This window comes from Maritimibacter sp. DP1N21-5 (genome assembly GCF_019218295.1).
Classification (GTDB): Bacteria; Pseudomonadota; Alphaproteobacteria; order Rhodobacterales; family Rhodobacteraceae; genus Maritimibacter.
The window spans coordinates 67,316-88,416 of the sequence record NZ_JAHUZF010000003.1 but is presented as its reverse complement, the minus strand read 5'-3'; the positions used below and the strand labels follow the sequence as shown (position 1 = coordinate 88,416).

25 protein-coding genes are annotated in these 21,101 nt (G+C 64.3%); 11 read left to right on the top strand and 14 right to left on the bottom strand.

Features of this window, described 5'->3' with window-relative positions:
- Nucleotides 1-14: 14 nt before the first annotated feature.
- The gene (locus KJP29_RS02160) at nt 15-185 is read left to right on the top strand and encodes a DUF1328 domain-containing protein (protein WP_218461908.1); all 171 of its coding nucleotides are present in this window, start codon (nt 15-17) and stop codon (nt 183-185) included.
- Nucleotides 186-324: 139 nt separating this feature from the next.
- Here KJP29_RS02160 and KJP29_RS02155 read toward each other — a convergent pair whose 3' ends face one another.
- The gene (locus KJP29_RS02155) at nt 325-1,143 is read right to left on the bottom strand and encodes a response regulator (RefSeq protein ID WP_305067314.1); all 819 of its coding nucleotides are present in this window, start codon (nt 1,141-1,143) and stop codon (nt 325-327) included.
- Between the two features lie 51 nt (nt 1,144-1,194).
- On the opposite strand from KJP29_RS02155, the gene KJP29_RS02150 reads away from it, so the two are divergent.
- From KJP29_RS02150 to KJP29_RS02135, 4 genes are all read left to right on the top strand, one after another.
- The gene (locus tag KJP29_RS02150; RefSeq protein ID WP_370630756.1) at nt 1,195-1,431 is read left to right on the top strand and encodes a NepR family anti-sigma factor; all 237 of its coding nucleotides are present in this window, start codon (nt 1,195-1,197) and stop codon (nt 1,429-1,431) included.
- Nucleotides 1,421-1,999, top strand: a complete 579-nt coding sequence (locus KJP29_RS02145; RefSeq protein ID WP_218461906.1) for an RNA polymerase sigma factor — start codon at nt 1,421-1,423, stop codon at nt 1,997-1,999. Before KJP29_RS02150 ends, KJP29_RS02145 begins: the two co-directional genes overlap by 11 nt.
- A complete protein-coding gene (locus KJP29_RS02140; protein ID WP_218461905.1) occupies nt 1,996-3,759 on the top strand; it encodes a sensor histidine kinase in 1,764 nt (587 codons plus the stop codon). The genes KJP29_RS02145 and KJP29_RS02140 overlap by 4 nt, the downstream gene beginning before the upstream one ends.
- A gap of 65 nt (nt 3,760-3,824) precedes the next feature.
- On the top strand, nt 3,825-4,022 hold the full coding sequence (locus KJP29_RS02135; protein WP_218461904.1) for a CsbD family protein: 198 nt from the start codon (nt 3,825-3,827) through the stop codon (nt 4,020-4,022).
- 134 nt (nt 4,023-4,156) lie between these two features.
- Here the strand turns inward: KJP29_RS02135 and KJP29_RS02130 are convergent, their stop codons facing one another.
- Nucleotides 4,157-4,426, bottom strand: a complete 270-nt coding sequence (locus KJP29_RS02130; RefSeq protein ID WP_218461903.1) for a glycine zipper domain-containing protein — start codon at nt 4,424-4,426, stop codon at nt 4,157-4,159.
- Nucleotides 4,427-4,575: 149 nt separating this feature from the next.
- Between KJP29_RS02130 and KJP29_RS02125 the strand changes: the two genes are divergently transcribed.
- Entirely contained in the window at nt 4,576-5,067 is a 492-nt protein-coding gene (locus KJP29_RS02125) for an MgtC/SapB family protein (RefSeq protein WP_218461902.1), read from the top strand.
- Between the two features lie 15 nt (nt 5,068-5,082).
- Here KJP29_RS02125 and KJP29_RS02120 read toward each other — a convergent pair whose 3' ends face one another.
- From KJP29_RS02120 to KJP29_RS02105, 4 genes are all read right to left on the bottom strand, one after another.
- Nucleotides 5,083-5,526, bottom strand: coding sequence for a VOC family protein (locus KJP29_RS02120; protein ID WP_218461900.1), 444 nt, complete (start codon nt 5,524-5,526; stop codon nt 5,083-5,085).
- An 89-nt stretch (nt 5,527-5,615) separates the two neighbouring features.
- Nucleotides 5,616-6,773 (bottom strand): acyl-CoA dehydrogenase family protein, encoded by a 1,158-nt coding sequence (locus tag KJP29_RS02115; RefSeq protein WP_218461899.1) that lies wholly within the window; start codon nt 6,771-6,773, stop codon nt 5,616-5,618.
- A 67-nt stretch (nt 6,774-6,840) separates the two neighbouring features.
- The gene (locus KJP29_RS02110; RefSeq protein ID WP_218461898.1) at nt 6,841-7,755 is read right to left on the bottom strand and encodes a rhodanese-related sulfurtransferase; all 915 of its coding nucleotides are present in this window, start codon (nt 7,753-7,755) and stop codon (nt 6,841-6,843) included.
- A 39-nt stretch (nt 7,756-7,794) separates the two neighbouring features.
- Nucleotides 7,795-8,292 (bottom strand): hypothetical protein, encoded by a 498-nt coding sequence (locus KJP29_RS02105; protein ID WP_218461897.1) that lies wholly within the window; start codon nt 8,290-8,292, stop codon nt 7,795-7,797.
- 121 nt (nt 8,293-8,413) lie between these two features.
- Between KJP29_RS02105 and KJP29_RS02100 the strand changes: the two genes are divergently transcribed.
- Together KJP29_RS02100 and pncA are read left to right on the top strand one after the other, a co-directional pair.
- Nucleotides 8,414-9,805, top strand: coding sequence for a trypsin-like peptidase domain-containing protein (locus KJP29_RS02100; protein ID WP_218461896.1), 1,392 nt, complete (start codon nt 8,414-8,416; stop codon nt 9,803-9,805).
- 8 nt (nt 9,806-9,813) lie between these two features.
- A complete protein-coding gene (gene pncA / locus KJP29_RS02095; RefSeq protein ID WP_218461895.1) occupies nt 9,814-10,407 on the top strand; it encodes a bifunctional nicotinamidase/pyrazinamidase in 594 nt (197 codons plus the stop codon).
- Nucleotides 10,408-10,584: 177 nt separating this feature from the next.
- On the opposite strand, the gene dapE is transcribed toward pncA, so the two are convergent.
- Nucleotides 10,585-11,724: a succinyl-diaminopimelate desuccinylase gene (dapE, locus tag KJP29_RS02090; protein WP_218461894.1), complete on the bottom strand. Its 1,140-nt coding sequence runs from the start codon at nt 11,722-11,724 to the stop codon at nt 10,585-10,587.
- Between the two features lie 278 nt (nt 11,725-12,002).
- Between dapE and KJP29_RS02085 the strand changes: the two genes are divergently transcribed.
- From KJP29_RS02085 to KJP29_RS02075, 3 genes are read left to right on the top strand one after another with little or no spacing between them, the layout of a single operon-like run.
- Nucleotides 12,003-13,586 (top strand): Hint domain-containing protein, encoded by a 1,584-nt coding sequence (locus KJP29_RS02085; RefSeq protein ID WP_218461893.1) that lies wholly within the window; start codon nt 12,003-12,005, stop codon nt 13,584-13,586.
- The gene (locus KJP29_RS02080; RefSeq protein ID WP_218461892.1) at nt 13,583-14,677 is read left to right on the top strand and encodes a Hint domain-containing protein; all 1,095 of its coding nucleotides are present in this window, start codon (nt 13,583-13,585) and stop codon (nt 14,675-14,677) included. The genes KJP29_RS02085 and KJP29_RS02080 overlap by 4 nt, the downstream gene beginning before the upstream one ends.
- A 53-nt stretch (nt 14,678-14,730) precedes the next feature.
- On the top strand, nt 14,731-15,327 hold the full coding sequence (locus KJP29_RS02075) for a hypothetical protein (RefSeq protein WP_218461891.1): 597 nt from the start codon (nt 14,731-14,733) through the stop codon (nt 15,325-15,327).
- A gap of 19 nt (nt 15,328-15,346) precedes the next feature.
- Here the strand turns inward: KJP29_RS02075 and KJP29_RS02070 are convergent, their stop codons facing one another.
- The 7 genes from KJP29_RS02070 to dapD form a co-directional block, all read right to left on the bottom strand.
- Entirely contained in the window at nt 15,347-15,985 is a 639-nt protein-coding gene (locus KJP29_RS02070; protein ID WP_218461890.1) for an HAD hydrolase-like protein, read from the bottom strand.
- Nucleotides 15,982-16,983 (bottom strand): TIGR00341 family protein, encoded by a 1,002-nt coding sequence (locus tag KJP29_RS02065; RefSeq protein WP_218461889.1) that lies wholly within the window; start codon nt 16,981-16,983, stop codon nt 15,982-15,984. Before KJP29_RS02065 ends, KJP29_RS02070 begins: the two co-directional genes overlap by 4 nt.
- Nucleotides 16,976-17,335 carry a hypothetical protein gene (locus KJP29_RS02060; protein WP_218461888.1) on the bottom strand — a complete coding sequence of 120 codons (360 nt, stop codon included), beginning with the start codon at nt 17,333-17,335 and terminating at the stop codon, nt 16,976-16,978. Before KJP29_RS02060 ends, KJP29_RS02065 begins: the two co-directional genes overlap by 8 nt.
- Before the next feature lie 94 nt (nt 17,336-17,429).
- A complete protein-coding gene (locus KJP29_RS02055) occupies nt 17,430-18,464 on the bottom strand; it encodes a sodium:calcium antiporter (protein WP_218461887.1) in 1,035 nt (344 codons plus the stop codon).
- 36 nt (nt 18,465-18,500) lie between these two features.
- A complete protein-coding gene (locus KJP29_RS02050) occupies nt 18,501-19,448 on the bottom strand; it encodes a calcium/sodium antiporter (protein WP_218461886.1) in 948 nt (315 codons plus the stop codon).
- A 106-nt stretch (nt 19,449-19,554) separates the two neighbouring features.
- On the bottom strand, nt 19,555-19,809 hold the full coding sequence (locus KJP29_RS02045; protein WP_218461885.1) for a GlsB/YeaQ/YmgE family stress response membrane protein: 255 nt from the start codon (nt 19,807-19,809) through the stop codon (nt 19,555-19,557).
- Between the two features lie 389 nt (nt 19,810-20,198).
- Nucleotides 20,199-21,026 (bottom strand): 2,3,4,5-tetrahydropyridine-2,6-dicarboxylate N-succinyltransferase, encoded by an 828-nt coding sequence (gene dapD / locus KJP29_RS02040; RefSeq protein ID WP_218461884.1) that lies wholly within the window; start codon nt 21,024-21,026, stop codon nt 20,199-20,201.
- Between the last annotated feature and the right edge of the window lie 75 nt (nt 21,027-21,101).

Sequence of the window (21,101 nt, the reverse complement as noted above, 5' to 3'; positions counted from 1 at the left end):
GAAGGAGAATACCCATGCTTGGTTGGGCTCTTACATTCCTCGTCATCGCGCTTGTCGCGGCGCTGTTCGGCTTCGGCGGCATCGCATCGGCTTCGGCCGGCATCGCGCAGATCCTGTTCTTCGTGTTCCTGGTGCTCTTCGTGGTCACCCTCGTGGCACGGGCCGTTCGTGGCCGTAACATCTGACGAGACGCTCAAAGAGAATGAGTTAAGGGGCGCCGAATGTACCTCGGGCGCCCCTTTTTCGTGTCTGCGGTCAGCGCACAAGAAAACGCGGGACCGATGGCCCCGCGCTTCTTTCGATCGTGCACCTTAGATCGAAGAGTTAGATCTCCAGCGTTTCCGTTGAAGAGAAGAACATCGCCTGGCTCACGGCCGAGCGCACCTGGTCCTCGGAATAGGGCTTGGTGATCACGAATGCCGGTTCCGGGCGTTCGCCGGTCAAAAGTCGTTCCGGGAAAGCGGTAATGAAGATGACCGGCACGTCGCCCGCCGACTTCAGGATCGCGTTCACGGCGTCGATCCCCGAGGATCCGTCGGCAAGCTGGATGTCCGACAGGATCATGTCGGGCTTTTCCTTGCCGGCCAAGTCGACGGCACCGCGTTCCGTGCGGGCGACTCCGGTGATCGCATGGCCCATGTCGGCCACGATATCCTGGAGGTCCATCGCGATGATCGCCTCGTCCTCGATGATGAGGATCCGGCCCTTCACGCTGTCTTCCATCTCGCGACGCGCGATCTTGATCAGCTCGGTCACTTCGACCTCGTCGACCTGCATGATCGCGGCGATATCGGAAACGCTGAACTCTTCGACCGTGTGCAGAAGCAACGCTTCGCGGGTGTTGGTGGTCAGCCGCGCCAGATGGGTTTGAGCGCGCTCGCGTATGCCGTTTTCTTCGGTCGCGACGGGCGAGCCGGAGCTCGTCCAGATCTGGTTGAAGGCGCGAAACAGCGCCACCTTGTGATCGAGCCCCATCTCGAACACCGAGCGGTCTTCGAGCAGCGCCTCGAGCGTGGCGGCAGCATATGTATCTCCGGTGGTCTGACTGCCCGTCAGCGCACGCGCATAGCGGCGAAGATACGGCAAGAGCGATGCGATCTTCACCGACAGGTATTCTTGTTCGTTGTCCGGCATTCCGTCCATCCCTGAAAGGCCCCTACTTTTTTTGGTCTTCACGGGAACCGAACGTCGCCCATGGCGTTAGGTTCCAAACTGCGCAAAAAAAATGTGCCGAGCCATCGGCCAGACATTGGACGGGACGAGCCGGGAATGACAAAGCAAAAAGACGACGATCGACTGCAGAGGCAGATAGACGACAACCTTCGGAAAGTGTTTCAAAGCAAGTTGGACGAAGACGTGCCGGACAAGTTTCTGGACCTTCTCGCCAAGTTGAAGGAGCAGGATGCCGGGGGTTCGGCCCATGGCAAATGACAAGGCGTTCGACGATCCCCGAGAGGCTGTGGTAGAGCATCTGCCCGCCATGCGTGCCTTTGCCGCGAGCCTGACGCGCAATTCCGCCGCCGCCGACGATCTGGTGCAGGACACCATCGTGAAGGCGTGGAAGAACTTCGACAAGTTCAAGCCCGGAACCAACCTGCGGGCTTGGCTTTTCACCATTCTTCGCAACACCTTCTATTCCGACCTGCGCAAGAAACGCCGCGAGGTGGAGGATGTCGATGGCGTGATGGCCGGGACGCTTTCCGAAAAACCGGCGCACGACGGTCGATTGGCCTTCGCCGATTTCGAGAAGGTCTTCTCCGAACTGCCCGTCGAACAGCGCGAAGCGCTGATCCTTGTTGGCGCCTCCGGCATGTCCTATGAGGAAGCCGCCGAAACCTGCGGCGTGGCCATCGGCACGATCAAGAGCCGCATCAACCGGGGTCGGTCGCGTCTGGCCGAGTTGCTGGAACTGGGCGACGAAGATGGAATCGAGATCACGGATCGGGCCACCATGGCCGTGATCAATGCGGGTCTTCAGGTGAGGAAATCCGGCACTTGATTACAACGCTTCGCGAGCGGAGTAGAACCCTCACCTTCCGGATTGCGGCCCTGCTGGCGCTTGCGCTCCTGCCGGTCGGCCTGATCTCCGTCGCCACGACCTATCAGCTCCTCAACAGGACCGAAGAGGACCTTGCCGACACGCTTCTGGCGCTGACGTCGGATGCGGCCGCCGAGCCGGAGGCTGCCATCCGCACGGCCACCGGCGTCGCGAAGACGCTGGTCTCGCTCATTCCGGTCCTGCGGGCAGAAGGCTGGCCCTGCGAGGGGCCCCTGGCCTCGCTCCTGCGCGACACGCCGGAATTGTCCCTGATCGCCTATGTCCAGGCCGATGGCACCGTGGCCTGTGCCTCCGGCGGGCAGGGCAACGACCTGACTGGCCGCCCCCTGCACGAGGAGTTCATCGAACGTCCCGGCCCGCGCGTGAAGTTCAACCTCGCGCCCTCGATCAGCCAGACTCCGGTCATCATCGTGTCGCTTCCCGTCATCACCGACGGGGAATACGATGGCTACGTCAGCGCCTCCATCCCGCACCGCAAACTGACACCCATCGACGACACGGCGACCGAAGGTCGCCCCCTCGAGCTCATCACCTTCAACGCCGAGGGCGACGTGCTGACGGCGTCTTCAGGCATGGACGACGTAGAGCAGCATATCCCGCTGAATCGTGCGTTGGCGGCGCTGGCCGGCACGGACGAAGTGACATTCGCCGGCGAAACCGCCTCGGGCGAGCCACGCCTGTTCGCTGTCGTGCCCATCGTCCCCGGGCAGGTTTTTGCCCTCGGCTCCTGGGAGTATCGGTCAGGCGCCACGATCGGCGGCGTCAGCTGGGGCACCTCGATGGTGTTCCCGCTCATCATGTGGATCGTCAGCCTCGTCGTCGCCTTCTACGCCGTGCAGCGCATGGTCATCAAACCGACCCGTAACCTTCGCGCACGGATGCTCGCCTTCATGCGGTCGCGCAAGCTGGTCGAGCCCAAGGCCGATCCGACCGTGCCCGCCGAAATCCGGGACATGGAAGAAACCTGGATGCGTCTGGCCGAGAACATCCTCCATGACGAGGCGGAGCTTTACGACACGATCCACCAGCGCACCGTCCTGTTGAAGGAGGTCCATCACCGGGTGAAGAACAACCTGCAGCTCATCGTGTCCATCGTGGGCATGAAGATGCGCAAGTCGAACTCGCCCACGATCAAGAACGCGCTCGCCGACATCCAGCAGCGGGTCATGTCTATCGCCCGCGTGCACCAGAACCTTTACGAGACATCGACCGCAGAACGGGTTCGCGCCAACGAGTTGCTCGACGCCATCGTGCACCAGATCCTCGCTTCCGCGACGACGGGCGACGAAAGCATCGAGACCGAGTTCCACTTCGACGAATGCGTGGTCTACCCGGATCAGGCCGTGCCTCTGTCTCTCGCCGTGTCCGAGCTCGTGACCAACGCCCTGAAGCATCTCGGCCGCCCCGAGACCGGCGGCCCGCCGCGGCTGACCGTTCGGCTGGCCTGCGAGGCGGGCGGCGACAAGGGTGTCGTGACCGTGTGCAACACCCTCGGCACCCCCTTCGGCGAGGGCGCGGGCGAGGAAAGCACCGGGCTTGGCGAACAGCTCGTGCGCGCGTTTGCAAGCCAGATGGAAGCCAAGGTCACGCGGCTCGAAGAGGACGGGGAATACCACGTTCAGATCGAGTTCCCGATCCAGGCCTTCGACGACGAGATCGTGCCGTCGGATCACACTCACCCCATCGTCGCCCGCGCATAAGCGGGAACCCCCACGAGGGACTCGACGTTTCTCTTTCACAACCCATGAGGTGAAAGGAGAACGTTATGAATTGGGACCAAGTCCAAGGTCAATGGAAACAGGTCAAAGGTGAAGCACAGAGCCAGTGGGGCAAGCTCACCAACGATGAGCTCGACGAAATCGCGGGCGACCGCGAGAAGCTCGAAGGCAAGATCCAGGAACGCTACGGCAAATCCAAGGAAGAAGCCCGCCACGAAGTCGACAACTGGTTGAGCCGCCACTGATCGCGCCAAGACAGACGAGCGCCCGTCGGAGTAATCCGGCGGGCGCTTTTTTTGTTTGAGCGCAGGATGGCGACGCAAAGAAAAACCCCGCCTCACGAAGAGACGGGGCAAGGTGCACCTGTTGTCTTGAAGGATCAGGACGGGCAGGCTGCCACGTAACGGCGACCGGCAGCGTCGCGGTAGTAGCAATCGTTCTGGCTGTCGGCCACGCGGCCGATGAGGTTGCCGGCGACGGCACCCGTCGCACCACCGATAAGCGCACCGCCCACGGAGCCGGAGGTCAGACCCCCGATGGCCGCGCCGGTAGCGGCACCGGCAAGCGTCGCCTGCGTCTGGTTCTGCGTTTCACAGCCAGCGACGGCAAATGCGGACGCAATGGCAATGGCAAAGAGGGGGGCTTTCATGTCTGTCTCCTTCGTTCACGGAATCTTTGTCCTATGAGGTAATCTCGCATCTCACAAAAATGTTCCCGAATTTCTTGGGCTTGCTGCGAAATCACCCCCTGCAAGGGAACCATCCAACGATTCAGCGTGTTGAGGCAAGGGTTCAAATCATGCTCGATACACTCATAGCCGAATTCTCGCCGACGACTCAGATGCCTTTGGGCATCATTGCGCTCCGTATTCTGGGCGCACTTGTGCTCTGTGGGGCGATCGGCTTCGAACGCGAGTCCCGCGACCGTCCGGCGGGGCTGCGCACCCATATGCTCGTCGGTTTGGCGGCGGCGGTCTACTGCATCCTGACGCTCGAATTGATGGCCCAAGGCGACAACACCGTGGACACAGCACGCTACGATCCGATCCGTGTGATCGAAGCTGTCACCTCGGGCGTTGCCTTCCTCGCGGCCGGTATGATCGTCTTTTCTCAGGGCAAGGTCCACGGCCTCACCACCGGGGCGAGCCTCTGGCTCGTCGCGGCGGTAGGCGTGGCCTGCGGCCTCGGGCTATGGGATGTAGCGATCCTGACCGCCGTGCCGGCGCTGATCGTCATCCGGTTTCTGGGCGCAGTCGAACGCCGCTGGTCCAAGGACGAGGACCCGGTGTAGGCCGGGCCCCGGGACTTACCAGCTCCCGGTGTTCTCCATGCTGGCCCAAGGCTCCTGTTTCGGAAGCGGATCGCCCTCTTGCAGAAGCTCGATCGAGATGTTGTCCGGCGACTTGACGAAGGCCATGTTCCCGTCGCGCGGCGGCCGGTTGATCGTGACCCCGGCATCCATCAGCCGCTGGCAGGTGTCATAGATGTTGTCGACCTTGTAGGCGAGATGACCCCAGGCACGGGCCGTGTCGAGCTTTTCGTCCGAGTCCCAGTTATAGGTAAGCTCGAGCTCCGGCGCGTTGTGCGCCTTTGCATCCGCTTCGTCCTTCGGGGCGGCAAGGAAGATCAGGGTGAACTTGCCTTCCGGCACTTCTTTGCGCCGGGTTTCGACAAGTCCCATCTTGCCCACCCAGAAGTCGAGACTTTCGTCGATGTCGGTGACGCGGATCATGGTGTGGAGGTAGCGCATGGGGGCTCCTGCTGTTTATGGTTGGCTGGCTAGGAACCTATGCACTGCCGCCGGGAAGTGAAGGGCAAAGCGGACGTTCATCGCCGCCCCTAGACGTCTATCGACCGCGCGATCAGTTCCTTCATGATCTCATTGGTGCCGCCATAAATCCGCTGCACCCGCGCATCGGCATAGGCGCGCGCGATGGGGTATTCCATCATGAAGCCGTAACCGCCGAAGAGTTGCAGGCAGTCGTCCATGACCTGCCCCTGCACCTCGGACCCATAATATTTCGCCATGCTTGCCGTGGCCGCGTCGAGCTCGCCCTTGACCAGCCGCGCGGTGCAGTCGTTGACGAAGGATCGCAGCACTTCGGCCTTTGTCTTGCATTCCGCGAGCTTGAAGCGCGTGTTCTGGAAATCCATGACGCGCTGGCCGAAGGCTTTGCGCTCCTGCACGTATTTCACCGTCTCTTCGATGGCGAAGTCGACCGCGCCCAGCGCCTGAATGGCGATCAGCAGCCGTTCCCACGGGAGTTGCTTCATCAGTTGGTAGAACCCCTGCCCCTCTTCCGTCCCGATGAGGTTCGAGGTCGGCACGCGCACGTCCTCGTAGAAAAGCTCCGCCGTGTCATTGGCCTTCATGCCCAGTTTTTCGAGGTTGCGCCCGCGCCGGAAACCCTCGGCTTCCTTCGGCTCGACCGCGATCAGCGAGATGGACTTCGCGCCTTTTTCCTTCGACGTCTTCGCCACCGTGATCACCAGATCGGCCGTCTGCCCGTTGGTGATGAATATCTTCGACCCGTTGATCTTGTAGTGGTTGCCATCCTTCTCGGCGAAGGTGCGCACGCTTTGCAGGTCGGACCCGGTGCCCGGTTCGGTCATCGCGATGGCGCCGACGATGTCGCCAGAGACGAGCCCCGGCAACCAGCGGGCCTTCTGTTCCTGCGATCCATAGGCGGTGATGTAATGCGCCACGATCGACTGGATGCCGTAGCCCCAGCCCATGTCGCCGCGCCGGGTCTGTTCGTAAAGGAGCACTGCGTCGAAGCCGTAGTCACCCCCAACGCCGCCATGTTCTTCGGGGATCGACCCGCCCATGAGGCCCGCCTCGCCCGCCGCGCGCCAGAAGTCGCGGTCGACGACGCCGGCCTTCACCCATTTCTCGATGTTGGGCACCATCGCGTCGTCAAGAAATTTGCCTGCCATGTCGGCGAACATGCGGTGTTCGTCCGTGGCCCAGGTGGCGGTCGGTGTGAAAAGGCTCATGTTCGGTCCTCCCGTGGTTTGTCGGAAGGATAACGCGCGGGGCGCTCAGGTCACGCGTGACGTGAGATCAGTCCGGATCACGCGGACCCAGATGCCTGTCGCCGCGCGACCTGGCGAGCGCGATCTGGCGCTGGCGTTCCCGAAATCGCTCGCGCCGATCCGCGTCGTAGTCGCCCGCGCAAAGGTGACAGGACACTCCTTCCTCATACTCCGGCCCCGCCTTGTCCTCGGGCAGGATCGGGCGGCGACACGCATGGCACATCTCGTGCGGCCCTTCGACAAGGCCGTGGCCCACGCTCACCCGTCCGTCGAAGACAAAGCACTCGCCCTGCCAGAGGCTTTCCTCGGCGGGTATTTCTTCCAGATACTTGAGGATGCCGCCCTTTAGGTGGAACACATCCTCGACCCCTTGCCCGAGCAGATAATTCGTCGATTTCTCGCAGCGGATGCCGCCGGTGCAGAACATCGCGACGCGCTTGTTGTGGAACCGCTCGCGGTTTTCCTCCCACCACGCGGGAAACTCGCGAAAGCTCGTCGTATGCGGATCGACGGCACCCTCGAAAGTGCCGATGGCGACCTCATAGTCGTTGCGCGTGTCGATCACCACGACGTCGTCCTGCCGGATGAGGTCGTTCCACTCCTCGGGCGTGCAGTAGTGCCCGGTGCCCGCGCGGGGATCGACGTCGGGCTGGCCCATGGTCACGATCTCGCGCTTGAGCCGCACCTTCATGCGGCCGAAAGGCTGCTCCTGCGCCGTCGAGAGCTTGTAATCGAGATCCGCACAACCCGGCAGGGCGCGAATATAGGCAATCAGCCTGTCGATGGCCTCGGCACTGCCCGCGACGGTGCCGTTGATCCCCTCGGGGGCCAGGAGCAGGGAGCCGGTGATCCCCTGACCACAGCACAGCGCCGCCAGCGGCTTCTGGATCGCGGGCAGGTCGTCGAAGGGCGTGAAGTGGTAAAGGGCGCAGACGGTGAACATGGGCGGGGGATTACGCCCCCCGCCCTCTTCAATCAAGCGTCAGTAGCGATAGCCGCGATGCAGCCCGACCCGCGCTTCGAGCGAGCGCCACAGCCGGTCAAAAGCCTCGCGGCTCTCCATCGCGGTGCCCGAGATATAGAGGTTGCCCTCGATATGCCTGATCTCGAGCACGCGGTCGCCCGCCATGGTGCGCGGCTTGATCTCGGAAATTCCCTTGTAGGTAAGGCGGAGCAGCGCCGGATCGTCGCAGCGCGCAGGCGCGACGATGGCCTCCGTATCCAGACGGATCGGCGCGTTCACCGCACCGGGCCGCAGGATCAGGCGCAATTGGTCCGCCCCAAGCGCCGCCGCGACAAGCGCCAGCGCGGCAAGGAAGGCTGTCGTTCCCACTTGGCCCAGGTCCACCCACAGGATCCGCAGGGACCCGTCATGAGAAACGGCCATGTAGCCAAGTCCAAGCGCCGCAACGGCGAAAAGCCCCCCAAGCGTGGACCCCTTTGCGGTGGTCAACGTGTAGTCGTATGTTTCGGGTGTCATGATGTCCTCGTGGCAGTGCCCGCACGATGGTCCGGGAATGGGGCTGGATTTTGGCTCAGCTGGTGCATTCTCTTGATTTCGCTCCGGACTTGCCCACATCGAAGACACAATGGGAGGGACCATGTTTCGCATTCTGATCCTGATCGTCGCCGGACTGGCGACACCCCTCGCGGCACAGACCGCCACCGACACCCGCGTGCCGGAAAGCCGGATGGACATGCAGATGTCTTTTGCCCCGGTGGTCGAGGCGACTGCCTCGGCCGTGGTCAACATCTATGCCTCGCGCACGCTCGAGCAGCGCTCGCCGTTTCAGGACGACCCCTTCTTCTCGCAATTCTTCAAGGATTTCGTGCTGGGTCCCCGGGAGCAGAATTCGCTCGGCTCCGGGGTGATCCTTGGCGAAGGGCTCGTGGTTACGAACTTCCATGTGGTGGGCAATGCCGACGACATCCGCGTCGTCCTCGCCGACCGGCGCGAATATGCCGGGACCATGGTGCTCGCCGACGAATTCGCTGACCTCGCGGTGATCCGGCTCGAGAACGCGCCGGACCTGCCCGCGCTCGAATTTGCCGACAGTGACGGGCTCCGGGTCGGTGACCTGGTGCTGGCCATCGGGAACCCCTTCGGCGTGGGCCAGACGGTGTCCTCCGGCATCGTGTCGGGCCTTGCCCGCAGCGGTCAGGGGGGTGGCGCGATGATGCAGGGCGGGCGCTATTTCATCCAGACCGACGCGCCGATCAATCCCGGGAACTCGGGCGGCGCGCTGGTCGACATGGAAGGTCGCCTCGTCGGCATCAACACCCAGATCGTGACGCGATCGGGCGGGTCGAACGGCATCGGCTTCGCGATCCCCGCCGCCCTCGTGAAACAGGTCGTGGATCAGGCCGCCGCCGGCAACGACCGCTTCACCCGACCCTATTCCGGGGTCGAGGTGCAGGTGGTCGACGCCGCCATGGCCGAGGCGCTGGGGCTTGACCGGCCCATGGGTGTGATCCTCCGCCGTCTCGCCGACGACAGCCCCTTCGCCGAGGCGGGGCTTGTCCCCGGCGACGTGATCGTGGCGATCGAGGATCAGCCGGTGAACGCGGCGGCCGAGCTCGACTTCCGCCTGGCCACCCATCCCCTCGGCGAAAGCGTCGCGGTGCGTTACGTCTCGGGCGGATCCTGGCAAGGCACCGAAGTGGCGCTCGTGCCCGCACCCGAAGGACCGGAACTCGACCTCGTCACCATCGCGGCGCCCGGTCCGTTCCAGGGGCTGACCGTCGCCCCGATGAGCCCGGAAATCGGCGCAGCGACCCGCAATCCCTATGTCACCGAAGGGCTTTTTGTCGTGGAGGTCGAAGGACGCGCGGCCCGCACCGGGTTTCAGCGCGGCGACGTCATCCTCACGGTGAACCGCATCGGTGTTCGCACCGCGGCCGACCTGGAAGCCGTTGTCACCGGGCAATCGGGCTGGTGGCGGGTGGATTACCTGCGCGGCAACCGGCAGGTCACCGCGCGCTTCAACGGCTGAGGCCCGTCATGGACGCGCTCATCGTCATCGACGTGCAGAACGATTTCTGCCCCGGCGGCGCGCTCGCCGTGGCGGGAGGGGACGAGGTCGTGCCCTACATCAATCGGATGCTGCCGCAGTTTCCGATCCGGGTCTTCACGCAGGACTGGCACCCCGCCGGGCATTCGAGCTTCGCCTCCTCCCACCCCGGGCGTGCCCCTTTTTCAGTCCTCGAAATGTCCTACGGGCCGCAGGTGCTCTGGCCCGATCACTGCCTTCAGGGCAGCACGGGGGCGGAGTTCCACGCAGCTCTGGACCGTGATCCCGCCGATCTCATCCTGCGCAAGGGGTTTCGCAGGGAGATCGACAGCTACTCGGCCTTTTCCGAGAACGACCATCAGACGCCGACAGGGCTTGAAGGCTACCTGAGGACACGCGGCGCGACCCGGCTGACCCTGGTGGGTCTCGCCACGGACTACTGCGTCGCATGGTCGGCCCTCGATGCGGTGCGACTTGGGTTCGAGGTCGAAGTGAAGTTGTCGGCCTGCCGCGCCATCGACCTCGACGGCTCGCTCGACGGGGCGCTGGAGGACATGCGGGCGGCGGGGGTCACGCTGAGCTAGGTTGTGGTCGGGCAATTGGCGCGGGTTTCAGGGGCGGGCCGCATTAGGCGCAAGAGGTGTTTCAGGATTCCGGAATTCTAGAATCCTGGATTCCTTAAAACCAGAGCGAAATCAGGCCCTTATGAGACCCCGCCCCCTGCCAAAGGTTAACAGTCCAACCCCAAGCAAAGGAACGCTTTAGCGGAAGAAGTCCCTGATGATCCGCTCGTAGATCCGCGCGAGCTGTTCGATCTGGACGATCTCGACCCGTTCGTCGACCTGGTGCATGGTCTTTCCGACCAGCCCGAATTCGACCACCGGGCAGTGGTCCTTGACGAAGCGCGCGTCCGAGGTTCCGCCGCTCGTCGACATTTCCGGCCGCCGCCCCGTCTCGACCTCGACGGCCGCGGCGACGAGGTCCGACAGGGCACCGGGCGGGGTGAGGAAGCTTTCGCCCGAAACCTTCACCGTCATGGAAATTCCGATCCCGGTCTGTGCTGCCACCTCGTCGGCCATCTCTTCGAGCCAACGGGTCAACCCGGAAGAGGTATGCGCGTCGTTGAAGCGGATGTTCACCGTGGCGCGGGCCTCGGCCGGGATCACATTGGTCGCGGGATTGCCCACGTCCATCGTCGTGACGGCCAGGGTCGAGGCGTCGAAATGATCGGTACCGTCGTCCAGCACATGGGTATCGAGCAGCGCGACCAGCCGGGCGAGCGCGGGCACCGGGTTCTTGGCCCGGTGCGGATAGGCTGCGTGCCCCTGCACGCCGCGCGCAGTGAAGAAGGCGGTCATCGACCCGCGTCGCCCGATCTTCATCATGTCGCCCATGACCTCGGGACAGGTCGGCTCGCCCACGATGCAGGCGTCCATCGCTTCGCCGTTGGCCGCCATCCAGTCGAGCAGCGCCACGGTCCCGTCCGTGGCATCGCCCTCCTCATCGCCCGTGATGGCCAGCACAAGGGCCCCGTCCTCGGGCAGATCGGCCGCCGCGGCCGCTGCGACCCAGGCCGCCACGCCGGACTTCATGTCGGTCGCGCCCCGGCCCCAGAGCATCCCGTCCCGCTCTTCCGCACCAAAGGGCTGCACCGTCCAGGCGCCCGTGTCCCCGACCGGCACGACATCGGTATGGCCGTTGAAACCCAGCGTCCTTCCCGCGCCCTTGGGGCCCTTGCGCGCGAAGAGGTTCGCGATCCCGCCCCGGTCGACGCGGGTGCAGGCAAAGCCCGCCTGCTCGAGCACCTCCGCCAGATAGACGAGCGCCCCGCCTTCTTCCGGCGTAACCGAAGGGCATTCGATCAACCGTCTGGTGATCTCGACAGCGTGACGTTCGACCATGGGGTTTTCTCCTTGCGCCCGCGATACTTACCGTCCCCTGTCCGAAGGCGCAAATGTTGCAGGCCTGCGACAGGGTCTTCTCCCTGCGCAGCGAAAATGAACAAGTCCGTTAACAGGTTGCCCATTTTGCCCCATAGTCGGCTCATAACAAATCCCGAGGCAGGGGTGCGGTCCATCTAGACGCGGCAAAAGCGGGGACCACCGAGCGGACTTTCAGGACAAGCGGGCACTGTGCCCGGCTGAACCGTCTCTGCCGTCCGGGGCAAGGGGCAGAGCGTATGGCGACGGGACAGGAACTCCCGATCAACACGGGCGCGTCGGCGTTGCAGATGGCGAACACCATCTTCGGCGAGGGCGTCACGGTCGTATCGGCGACCTATACCGGGGACAATCGGTCCTCCGGCATCTATTCCAACGGCGACACCGTCTCGCCCGAGATCACGCCGGCGGACAGCGGCGTTCTGCTCTCGACAGGCAACCTTGCCGATTTCACTCAACGCAACGGCGACCCGAATCGATCCGCCTCGACGTCGACCGATACCTCGGGCCAGAACAACAACGCGCTCTTCAACGCGCTCGCGGGGGCCTCGACCTATGACGCGAGCTACATCACGGCGGACGTGATCCCGACAGGCGACACGATTTCGCTTCAGTTCGTGTTCTCGTCGGAAGAATACCCGGAATACGCGGGCTCGATCTACAACGACATCGTCGGCGTTTGGGTCAATGGCCAGCCCGCGACCATGACCATCGGGACCGGCAAGTCCTCGGTCGGCAACATCAACGGATCGTCGAACGAGAACCTCTACGTCTCCAATACCGGTGACCAATACAACACCGAGATGGACGGGTTCACCGTCACCATGACCGTGAAGATGTCGGTCATTCCCAATGTGGTGAACACGATCCGTATCGGCATCGCCGACGTGGGCGACGCGAGCTACGATTCCACCCTGCTCATCGCCGCGGAGTCCGGGCAATCGGCCGTGATCGCGCATGACGATGAACTGTCCATCGGGCTGGGCGGGACCAAAACCATCGACGTCCTGTCCAACGACGACGGCCCGGGCAGTTCGACGTTGACGATCACCCATGTCAACGGAATCGCCGTGGTCGCGGGCGATACCGTCACCCTGACCACCGGTCAGCAGGTGACGCTGAACCCGAACGGCACCTTCACGGTCGTGAACGGCACCGACATCGAGTCGGTGAACTTTTCCTACACGGTCGCCTCCGGCGGTGGCGCCGGCGCGTCCGACAGCGCCTTCGTCACGATCAACTCGATCCCCTGCTTCGTCGCGGGCACGCGCATCGACACCCCCTCGGGCGCGGTGCCGGTTGAAAGCCTCAGCCCCGGCGATCTCGTGCTCACCCTTGATCAGGGACCGCAGCCGGTGCGCTGGATCGGCATGCGGCGGGTCGCGGCCACGGGACTGTTCGCCCCCATCGAAATTCGCGCCAACACCTTCGGCACCCATGGCACGCTGCGCCTGTCGCCGCTTCACCGGGTCCTCATCCGCGACGGGATGGCCGAACTTCTCTTCGGCGAGCCTGAAGTGCTGATCGCCGCGAAGAACCTCGTCAACGACCGCAGCGTGCGCCGGGTCGAAGGCGGTGATGTGGACTATGTCCATGTACTCTTCGACCGGCATCAGGTGATCTATTCTGAAGGGCTCGCGACCGAGAGCTTCCTGCCCGGTCCGCATATCATCGGTGGCTTCGAAGCAGAGATCGCCGCCGAGATCCTGTCTCTGTTCCCTGAGCTCGACCCCGTGACGGGAACCGGTTTTCCGGCGGCGGCCCGCAAGATGCTCAAGGGTTACGAAGCGCGGCTTCTCCTGCCGCAGGGGGCCGCGGCATGAGCTGGATTGGATTGACCGACCTCAAGCGCGCCCATTTCAACCCTGCGGGGATCGGCACGCCCAAGTCCGAAGCAGTCAAGGAAGAGCTGCCGAACGCGATCCTCGCCGAAGGCACGCTGATCGTCGAAACCCGCTTTCTCGCCACCGAAGACACGCCGCAAGAGGTCCTGCGCTTCGCCCGTCACCGCGAATGGAAGCGGGAGTTGTCACTTACCCTTCATGCCTCGGGCAAGTTCGAGGTCGAGGCGGTGCAAGGCCGGTCCCGCATTGATGCGTCCCTCGATTTCCCGGTGCCTCATCAGGATACGGGCGTCCGGCTTTACTACAGCTGGAACGGGCCCCAACGCTGGGCGCGTCTCGCGATCAAATTCATCGCCTCTGGCGAGTTCCACGTCGCTTACTTTGACGACCCGCTGCCGATGCCGGTGCTCGATGCCATGACGATCATGCGCAACGGGAACAAGTCGAAGACGTCCGAGGACTGCGTCTTCCTCGCAGTGTCGGACAAGGTCGAGCCGATCGGGCTTGGCGCCGGCATCTGCGAGGGCACGCCGGTCGAAACGCCCTCGGGCGCGGTGCCGATCGAGCGACTGAGGCTGGGCGACAGTGTCGTGACGGCGAGTTCGGGCGTCCAGCCGGTGCGCTGGATCACCAAGCGCACGGTCCCGGCGCTGGGGGCCTTCCGCCCCGTGCGCCTGCGCGCGCCCTTCTTCGGCCTCGAGAACGATCTCACGATGGCGCCCGACCACCGCATCCGGGTGGGCGGCGCCGAAGCGGAATACATGTTGGGCGAAGACGACGTCCTGCTTGAGACGCGGCGTCTTGTCGGCAGTCACGCCGCCTGCCCGGACGAACGCGCGAAGCTCGTGACCTATTACCAGGTGTTGCTCGACCAGCATGATTGCCTGCTGCATGACACGGTCTGGTCCGAGAGCCTTTTCGTTGGCCAGATCGCGCTCGACAAGACGCGACTTTCCGCCACCGCTCTGGCGCATCTTCCGGTCACCGCGCTGCCGATGCACCGCGTTTTTGCCCGCCATCGCCTTTCGGACCACGAGGCGCGCAGTCTGGCGATGGTCCTGCACCGCTAGACAGTTCCGGCACCCCCTGCCAAGGTGCCCCGTGAGTCCATTGGAGAACATTGATGCGTCGTTTCCTAGCCTTGGCCGTCTTGGCCCTGACCCTGCCCCTCGCGGCCTGCTTCGACGCCGATGTGACCGCGGATTTCACGGATCGCGAGGCCGTGCGCCTCGATGCGGTGATGACGATGGGGGCGGATGTCTATCAGATGGCCGCTTCCATGGGTGAAGATCCCTGCAAGGACGGCGTCGGGACCGTGAACGCCGACGGGTCCTATACCTGTGCGCAGTCCGACGTCCGCACGCTCGAGGCCCTGATGGCCGAAGTCGCCGATCCGAACAGCGATCTGGGCATGAGCGAAGGCGTGAGCATGGTAGAAACGCCCGAAGGCTATGTCCGGGTCAGCTTCGACCTTTCCGACATGACCGCGGACATGCCCAGCCCTGAAGAACGCGCCCAGATGGCGATGATGTTCGGCGACGCCTTCGTGGGCCACGCAATCACGATACGGGTGCGGGGCGAGGAGATCATCGAAACGAGCGGCGAGATCGTGGACGACGGCAAGACCGCCCAGCTTGTGATCCCGCTCGAGGACATGTTCTCGTCCGCCAATCCCGACGTGCCCGAGATGTTCGAAGTCGTGGTGCAGCCAGGCGGCTGATCCGCATATCCAGGCGCGATCAGTCCATCCCGAGCGCGACGTCCACCGCCTGCGGCAGATACGCGAGCGTCCGGCAGATCACGGTCGCGCCGCGGTATTCCTCGTCAGTCCCGTAGCCCCAGGTCACCGCGACGCTCGCCATCCCGTTGGCCCGCGCCGCGTCGAAATCGTGGTGCCGGTCCCCGACCATGACGCAGTCGGCAGGGTCCGCCCCGAGGGTGTCGAGCGCATAGGCCAGAAGCTCGGCCTTGTCGTTGCGGGTGCCGTCGAGCTCGGGGCCGAATTGCGCGGCAAGGTGGCGGTCGAGGCCGAATTTCTCGGTGATCCGGACCGCGAAATCATGCGGTTTCGCGGTAGCGAGACAGAGGCGATGCGACGCGGCGAGCCGGTCCAGAACGTCGTGAATGCCGTCGAAGGGCGCATTCTCGAAAAGCCCCACGGTGGAGAACCGTTCCCGGTAATGCGCCAGCGCGATGTCGGGTTCCGACACGCCGAGCCGGGCGAAACTGTCGATGAGAGCCGGACCGATGACCCATGTCAGTTCGTCCTCCTCGGGCGCGGGCAGGCCAAGGCGCTGAAGGGCGTGGATCACCGACCGTGTGATCCCCGGCTTCGGATCGGTGAGGGTGCCGTCGAGATCGAGAAAGACGGTGCTCATCCGAACCACGCCCAGCCCTGGTCTGCAGCGATGGCCGCGCCCGCAAGGACGAGAACGACGAGGACCGACGAGCCGAGCGAAATGCGGATGGACGTCGCGTAGTTCTCGCCTTCCCATTTTCGAGGGCGGATGCCCTTGAGCCAGAACACACCTTGCGTAGCGAGGTTGATGGCAGCGATATTGATGATGACCGTGGCGAAGGCGCGAAGTGCCTGCACATAGTTGCCGTTGCCGAACAGAAGCCCGAAGGCCGCCAGCGGCGGCAGGAGCGCGGCGGCGACCATCACTCCGACCAGACCCGAAGTCTGCCCGCCCGCGACCATGAGCGCCGCCGCGGCGCCGGATGCAAGAGGCAGGGCGACGGTCATCAGGGACAACTCGCCCGTGTAGTCGAGCAGCGACGACTCGCCGTTGAACGGAACGATGTAGGCCAGCGCGACGCCCGCGACGATGGCCACCAGCAGCCCCGCGCCAAGCGCCCGAAGCGCGATGAGCATGAGGGGCACGGTGCCGATGGTGGTGGCGAAGGCAAAGGCGAGGATCGGCCCCAGAAGTGGCGCGATAACCATCGCCCCGATGACCACGGCGACCTGATCCTGCAAGAGCCCGATCGCCGCCACGACCGTCGCCAGCCCCGTCATGATGAGGTAATCGACCGTCAGCGCGGTGCCGGCCCGGATGTCGTTGTAGATCTCTTCCCGGGCATTGGCGCTTTCGGCCTGCGCGACGCGCTCTTCCTCTTCCTCGTCGACCTCGGGTAGGCTCGCCTCGGTCGGGAGCGCATGGAGCGTCCAGCCCTCACGGCCCTGCATCGCCTCGGAAATCGCGTCGAGCACGTCCTGCAGATCGACCTTGTCGAGCGCAGCGATCACCGCCTGTCGGTCGCCGTCACCGGCCGGCATGCAATACCAATGTTCTTCCGGCAGGTCCTCGAAACACTTGGTGATGGTGCCGATGTCGTCCTTGCCCGCGATGACCTGAATGAGGCGGTCAGCCATTCTTGCCGTCCTCGAAGAACGGCGTCATCTGGGCCACGATGACCGAATTCTCGGCCAGCGCCCGTGCCATCAGGTCGCGCTCCTCCTCCGAGATGTCATGGCCCATCTCCAGCCGTTCCTCGAGCGTGCCGTAGCCGGTGACATCGAGGGGCGCGAGGTCGGCCTGCTTCAGGATCGCCACTGTCTCGCGCACGGCTTCGGCCTCGTCCACGCCGGAGGCATAGCACATGAGCGCGGCGCCGGTGCTGCCGTCAGGCAGGCCGTCGTCCTTGTGGCGGCCCACTTCGACGAGCAGCGTGAAGACCTGTTGGGGCCGCTTCGGTTTTTTCGGTTTTTCCGCTGTTTCGGTCATGCCAGCCTCCGGTCGCCTGAGGGATGGGTGCGACGGGGCGGGGCGCGTGTCAAGCGGCGCGGGCGAACGGGACCGCTCGAAGGACACGGGGCTCCTATCCATTCGCGGTCACCTCGACCGCGACGGCACTGGCATAGACCACCAGCATGAGCAGGCTTTCGATGCCGATCCGCGCCGGACCTTCGCGCTGACGCAAGATCAACCCGCCCAGCAGGATCGCCGTCAGCAACATGCCCGTCGCGAGCCAGTAGAGGTCGTTCATCCCGACCGCATGGAACAGCGAGCCGTCACGATAGGCGACGTCGGAAAAGACAAGAAACAACGTGTCGAAGGTGTTGCCACCGATAATCCCGCCGACCGCAAGTTGCAGTGCACCACGCCGGACCGCGACCAGCGTCGTCACCAGCTCGGGGATCGAGGTCACCACCGCCGTGATGAGCGAGCCGACGAGCGAGGAGGACAGCGCGAAGCGGTCGATGAACTGGGTGCCTACCTGCGAAATGATCCAGCCGGCCATCGCCATGGTCACGGCGAGCGCCGCGAAGAGCGTGGCCGGGCGCGCAACAGGTTTCTCGGCCTCTTCCGCGCTTTCGGGCGTGTCGTGACGGGTTTCCCGGGTTTCGACAGGTTGCCACATCGGTCGCTCGCGCACGCCCGCCGATAGGCGCACGCCCGCGAGATAGGCGAGGAAGAGAACGATCGAGACCGGGTGAATGCCGAAATAGGCGATGTCGGGGCCGGACATGGCGGCGATGGGCAGGCTCAGGAGGATGAGGAGCATCACAGCCTGGAACATGTTCGCCGGTTCCGCCGCCGCATGTTCCAGATTGGCGCGGCGATAGATGAGATCGGCGAGAGCGAGGAACATGGTCTGTGCCGCGATGCCGCCGACCGCGTTCGAAAAGGCGAAGCTTGCGTCGCCCTGCGCTGCCGCCGTCACTGATACCACGACGCCAGAAAGCGAGGTCGCACCCCCGAGGATGACCCCGCCTGCGAGCGCCTCGCCCATGCGTGTGCGGTCGGCGATGATGTCGGCGAGATGCGTCGCCTTCACCGACGCCGCGACGACCACCGCCCCGGCGAGCGCGAAGAGCGTGAAGAGAACGGGGGTCGGAAGCGCGGAGAACATCGGGAAGCCAACACGCGGCCCCTCCGATGGTTCCGGTCAGGCGCCGGCGATCAGAACGCCGAGATAGACAAGATAGCCCAGAAGGAGCACGGCCCCCTCCCCCCGCGTGATCCGCCAGCCTGACACAGCCGCGACGATCAGGGCGGAGGTGGCCGCGAGCATCACCCAGATATCGAAGCGCGCGATCTCGGGCGGAACGGCGAGCGGGCTGATCAGTGCGGTGATACCGAGGATGCCCAGGATGTTGAAGATGTTCGACCCGACCACGTTGCCGAAGGCCACGTCACCCTCGCCCTTGCGCATGGCGATGACGCTGGTGACGAGTTCGGGCATGGAGGTGCCGATGGCGACGATGGTCAGGCCGATCAGCGTTTCCGAGAGGCCCGCCAGTTGTGCAAGCCCGACGCTCCCGGTGACCAGCGCCTTGGCGGCGAGGATCGTGCCTGCAAGACCCGCGATGGTGGTGAGGATGGCGGGAAAGGTGGCCATCGGCGCTGGAAGGTCGGCTTCGGCTTCGTAGACGTCCATCGCCTGCGGACGACGACGCTCGGAGATCAGCGTGAAGGCCAGATAGCTGAGAAGGAGCGCGAAGAGCACGGCCCCAGCCGGGCGGCTCATGGCGCCAGAAAGCACAACCGCGAGGGCCGCGAGCGAGGCGATGGCGAGGACGAGACCGTCACGCGCGAAGGCTCCGCGATCCACCACGATCACCCCCATCGAGGCCGCGATGCCCAGAATGAGCAGGATGTTCCCGATATTCGAGCCGACGACGTTCCCCACGGCGATGCCGGGCGACCCGATGGCGGCAGCTTGAAGCGACGTGACAAGCTCGGGCGCGGAGGTCCCGAAGCCGACAAGTGTCAGACCGATCACCATTGGCGACAAACCTGCCGCACGGGCCACCGCGACCGAACCACGCACAAGAAATTCGCCGCCGATCAGAAGGCCGATCAGGCCGACGGCCACAAGAAGGATATCGAGCATTGGGGGAGGGACTCCGGCAACGCGGACGACCCGCGCCCGGGACATGTGGAGACGAAAAAGGCGGATGCAATGGCACCCGCCTCCGTCGATGGAAATTTACCCCGCATCAGGTCGCGCGGCGCAACATGCGGGCGATGGCGATCAGCAGGCAAGCCCCGATGAACCCGATCACGAGTTGTCCGAGCCAGCCGCCAAGGGTAGAGCCGACAACGGCCATGAGGATCGCATTCAGGATCAGCGCACCGGCGATCCCGAGGATGATGTTCATCAGGAGGCCCATGTTGGACTTCATGAATTGTTCGGCAAGCCACCCCGCGATGGCCCCGATGATGATGGCGGCAAGCCAGCCGATACCGGTCATGTGAATACACCTTTCAAGTCTGCATCCGGGAGGATCCCGGCGTCCTCACTCTCAACGACGCGAAGGGTGCTCGGGTTCCGAGGGCCTGATTCATGGCAATCACGCCAAGGTCCGCAGCGCTTGGCATGAAAACGTACGAAGTCGGCCATAATTAGGGGCGACCCCGCCGCTAGACAGGCGTCGGTGTTTCAACGAGTGCCGTGGCCGACCCTTTTTTCGGGCGGCGCGGTCCCGCGTCAGGAGTCGAGCCTTGCCGGCCAGCGACCCGCGGATTACGGACCTCGTAACCGGTGGGCTCGACGACTTGACCCGCGTTTCCCACCAATGACCGGACACAAAAAGGCCCCGCGCGATTGCGCGAGGCCTGTCAGCGGATCGACGCAGCGCGATCAGTCGCGCAGAAGCTCGTTGATCCCGGTCTTCGAGCGAGTCTTCTCGTCCACCCGCTTCACGATCACGGCGCAGTAAAGGTTGATCCCGTTCTTCGACGGCATGGAGCCTGCCACGACCACCGAATAGGGCGGCACTTCGCCATATGTGACTTCGCCCGTCTCGCGGTCGACGATTTTGGTCGATTTGCCGATGAAGACGCCCATCCCAAGGACCGAGCCCTCGCGCACGATGCAGCCTTCGACCACTTCCGACCGCGCACCGATGAAGCAATTGTCCTCGATAATCGTGGGGCCGGCCTGCATGGGTTCGAGCACCCCGCCGATGCCGACGCCGCCCGACAGGTGCACGCCCTTGCCGATCTGGGCGCAGGAGCCGACGGTGGCCCAAGTGTCAACCATCGTGCCCTCGTCCACATAGGCGCCGAGGTTCACGAAGGAGGGCATGAGCACCACGCCCGGCGCAATGAAGGCCGACTTGCGCACGACCGCGTTCGGCACGGCGCGGAAGCCCGCCGCACGGAACTGATTGTCACCCCATCCGGCGAACTTGGAGTCGACCTTGTCCCACCAGGCCCCGCCCTGCGGACCGCCGGTCTGAATCTCCATATCCTTGATACGGAAACCCAGAAGCACGGCCTTTTTCGCCCATTGGTTCACGTGCCAGTCGCCGTTCTCGCGACGCTCGGCCACCCGCAGGGAGCCGCTGTCGAGCGCATTGAGCGTGTCCTCGATCGCCTCGCGGGTCTCGCCCGTGGTGGCGGGCGTGATCGTATCGCGTGCCTCCCAGGCGGCTTCGATGGCAGTTTCAAGCTGAGCGTTGGACATCGTCTCTCCCCGAAGATGGATTGCCGGAATTTGGCGGTTTTCGTCTGTTCGCGCACGGCTATAGTGGGTCGAACC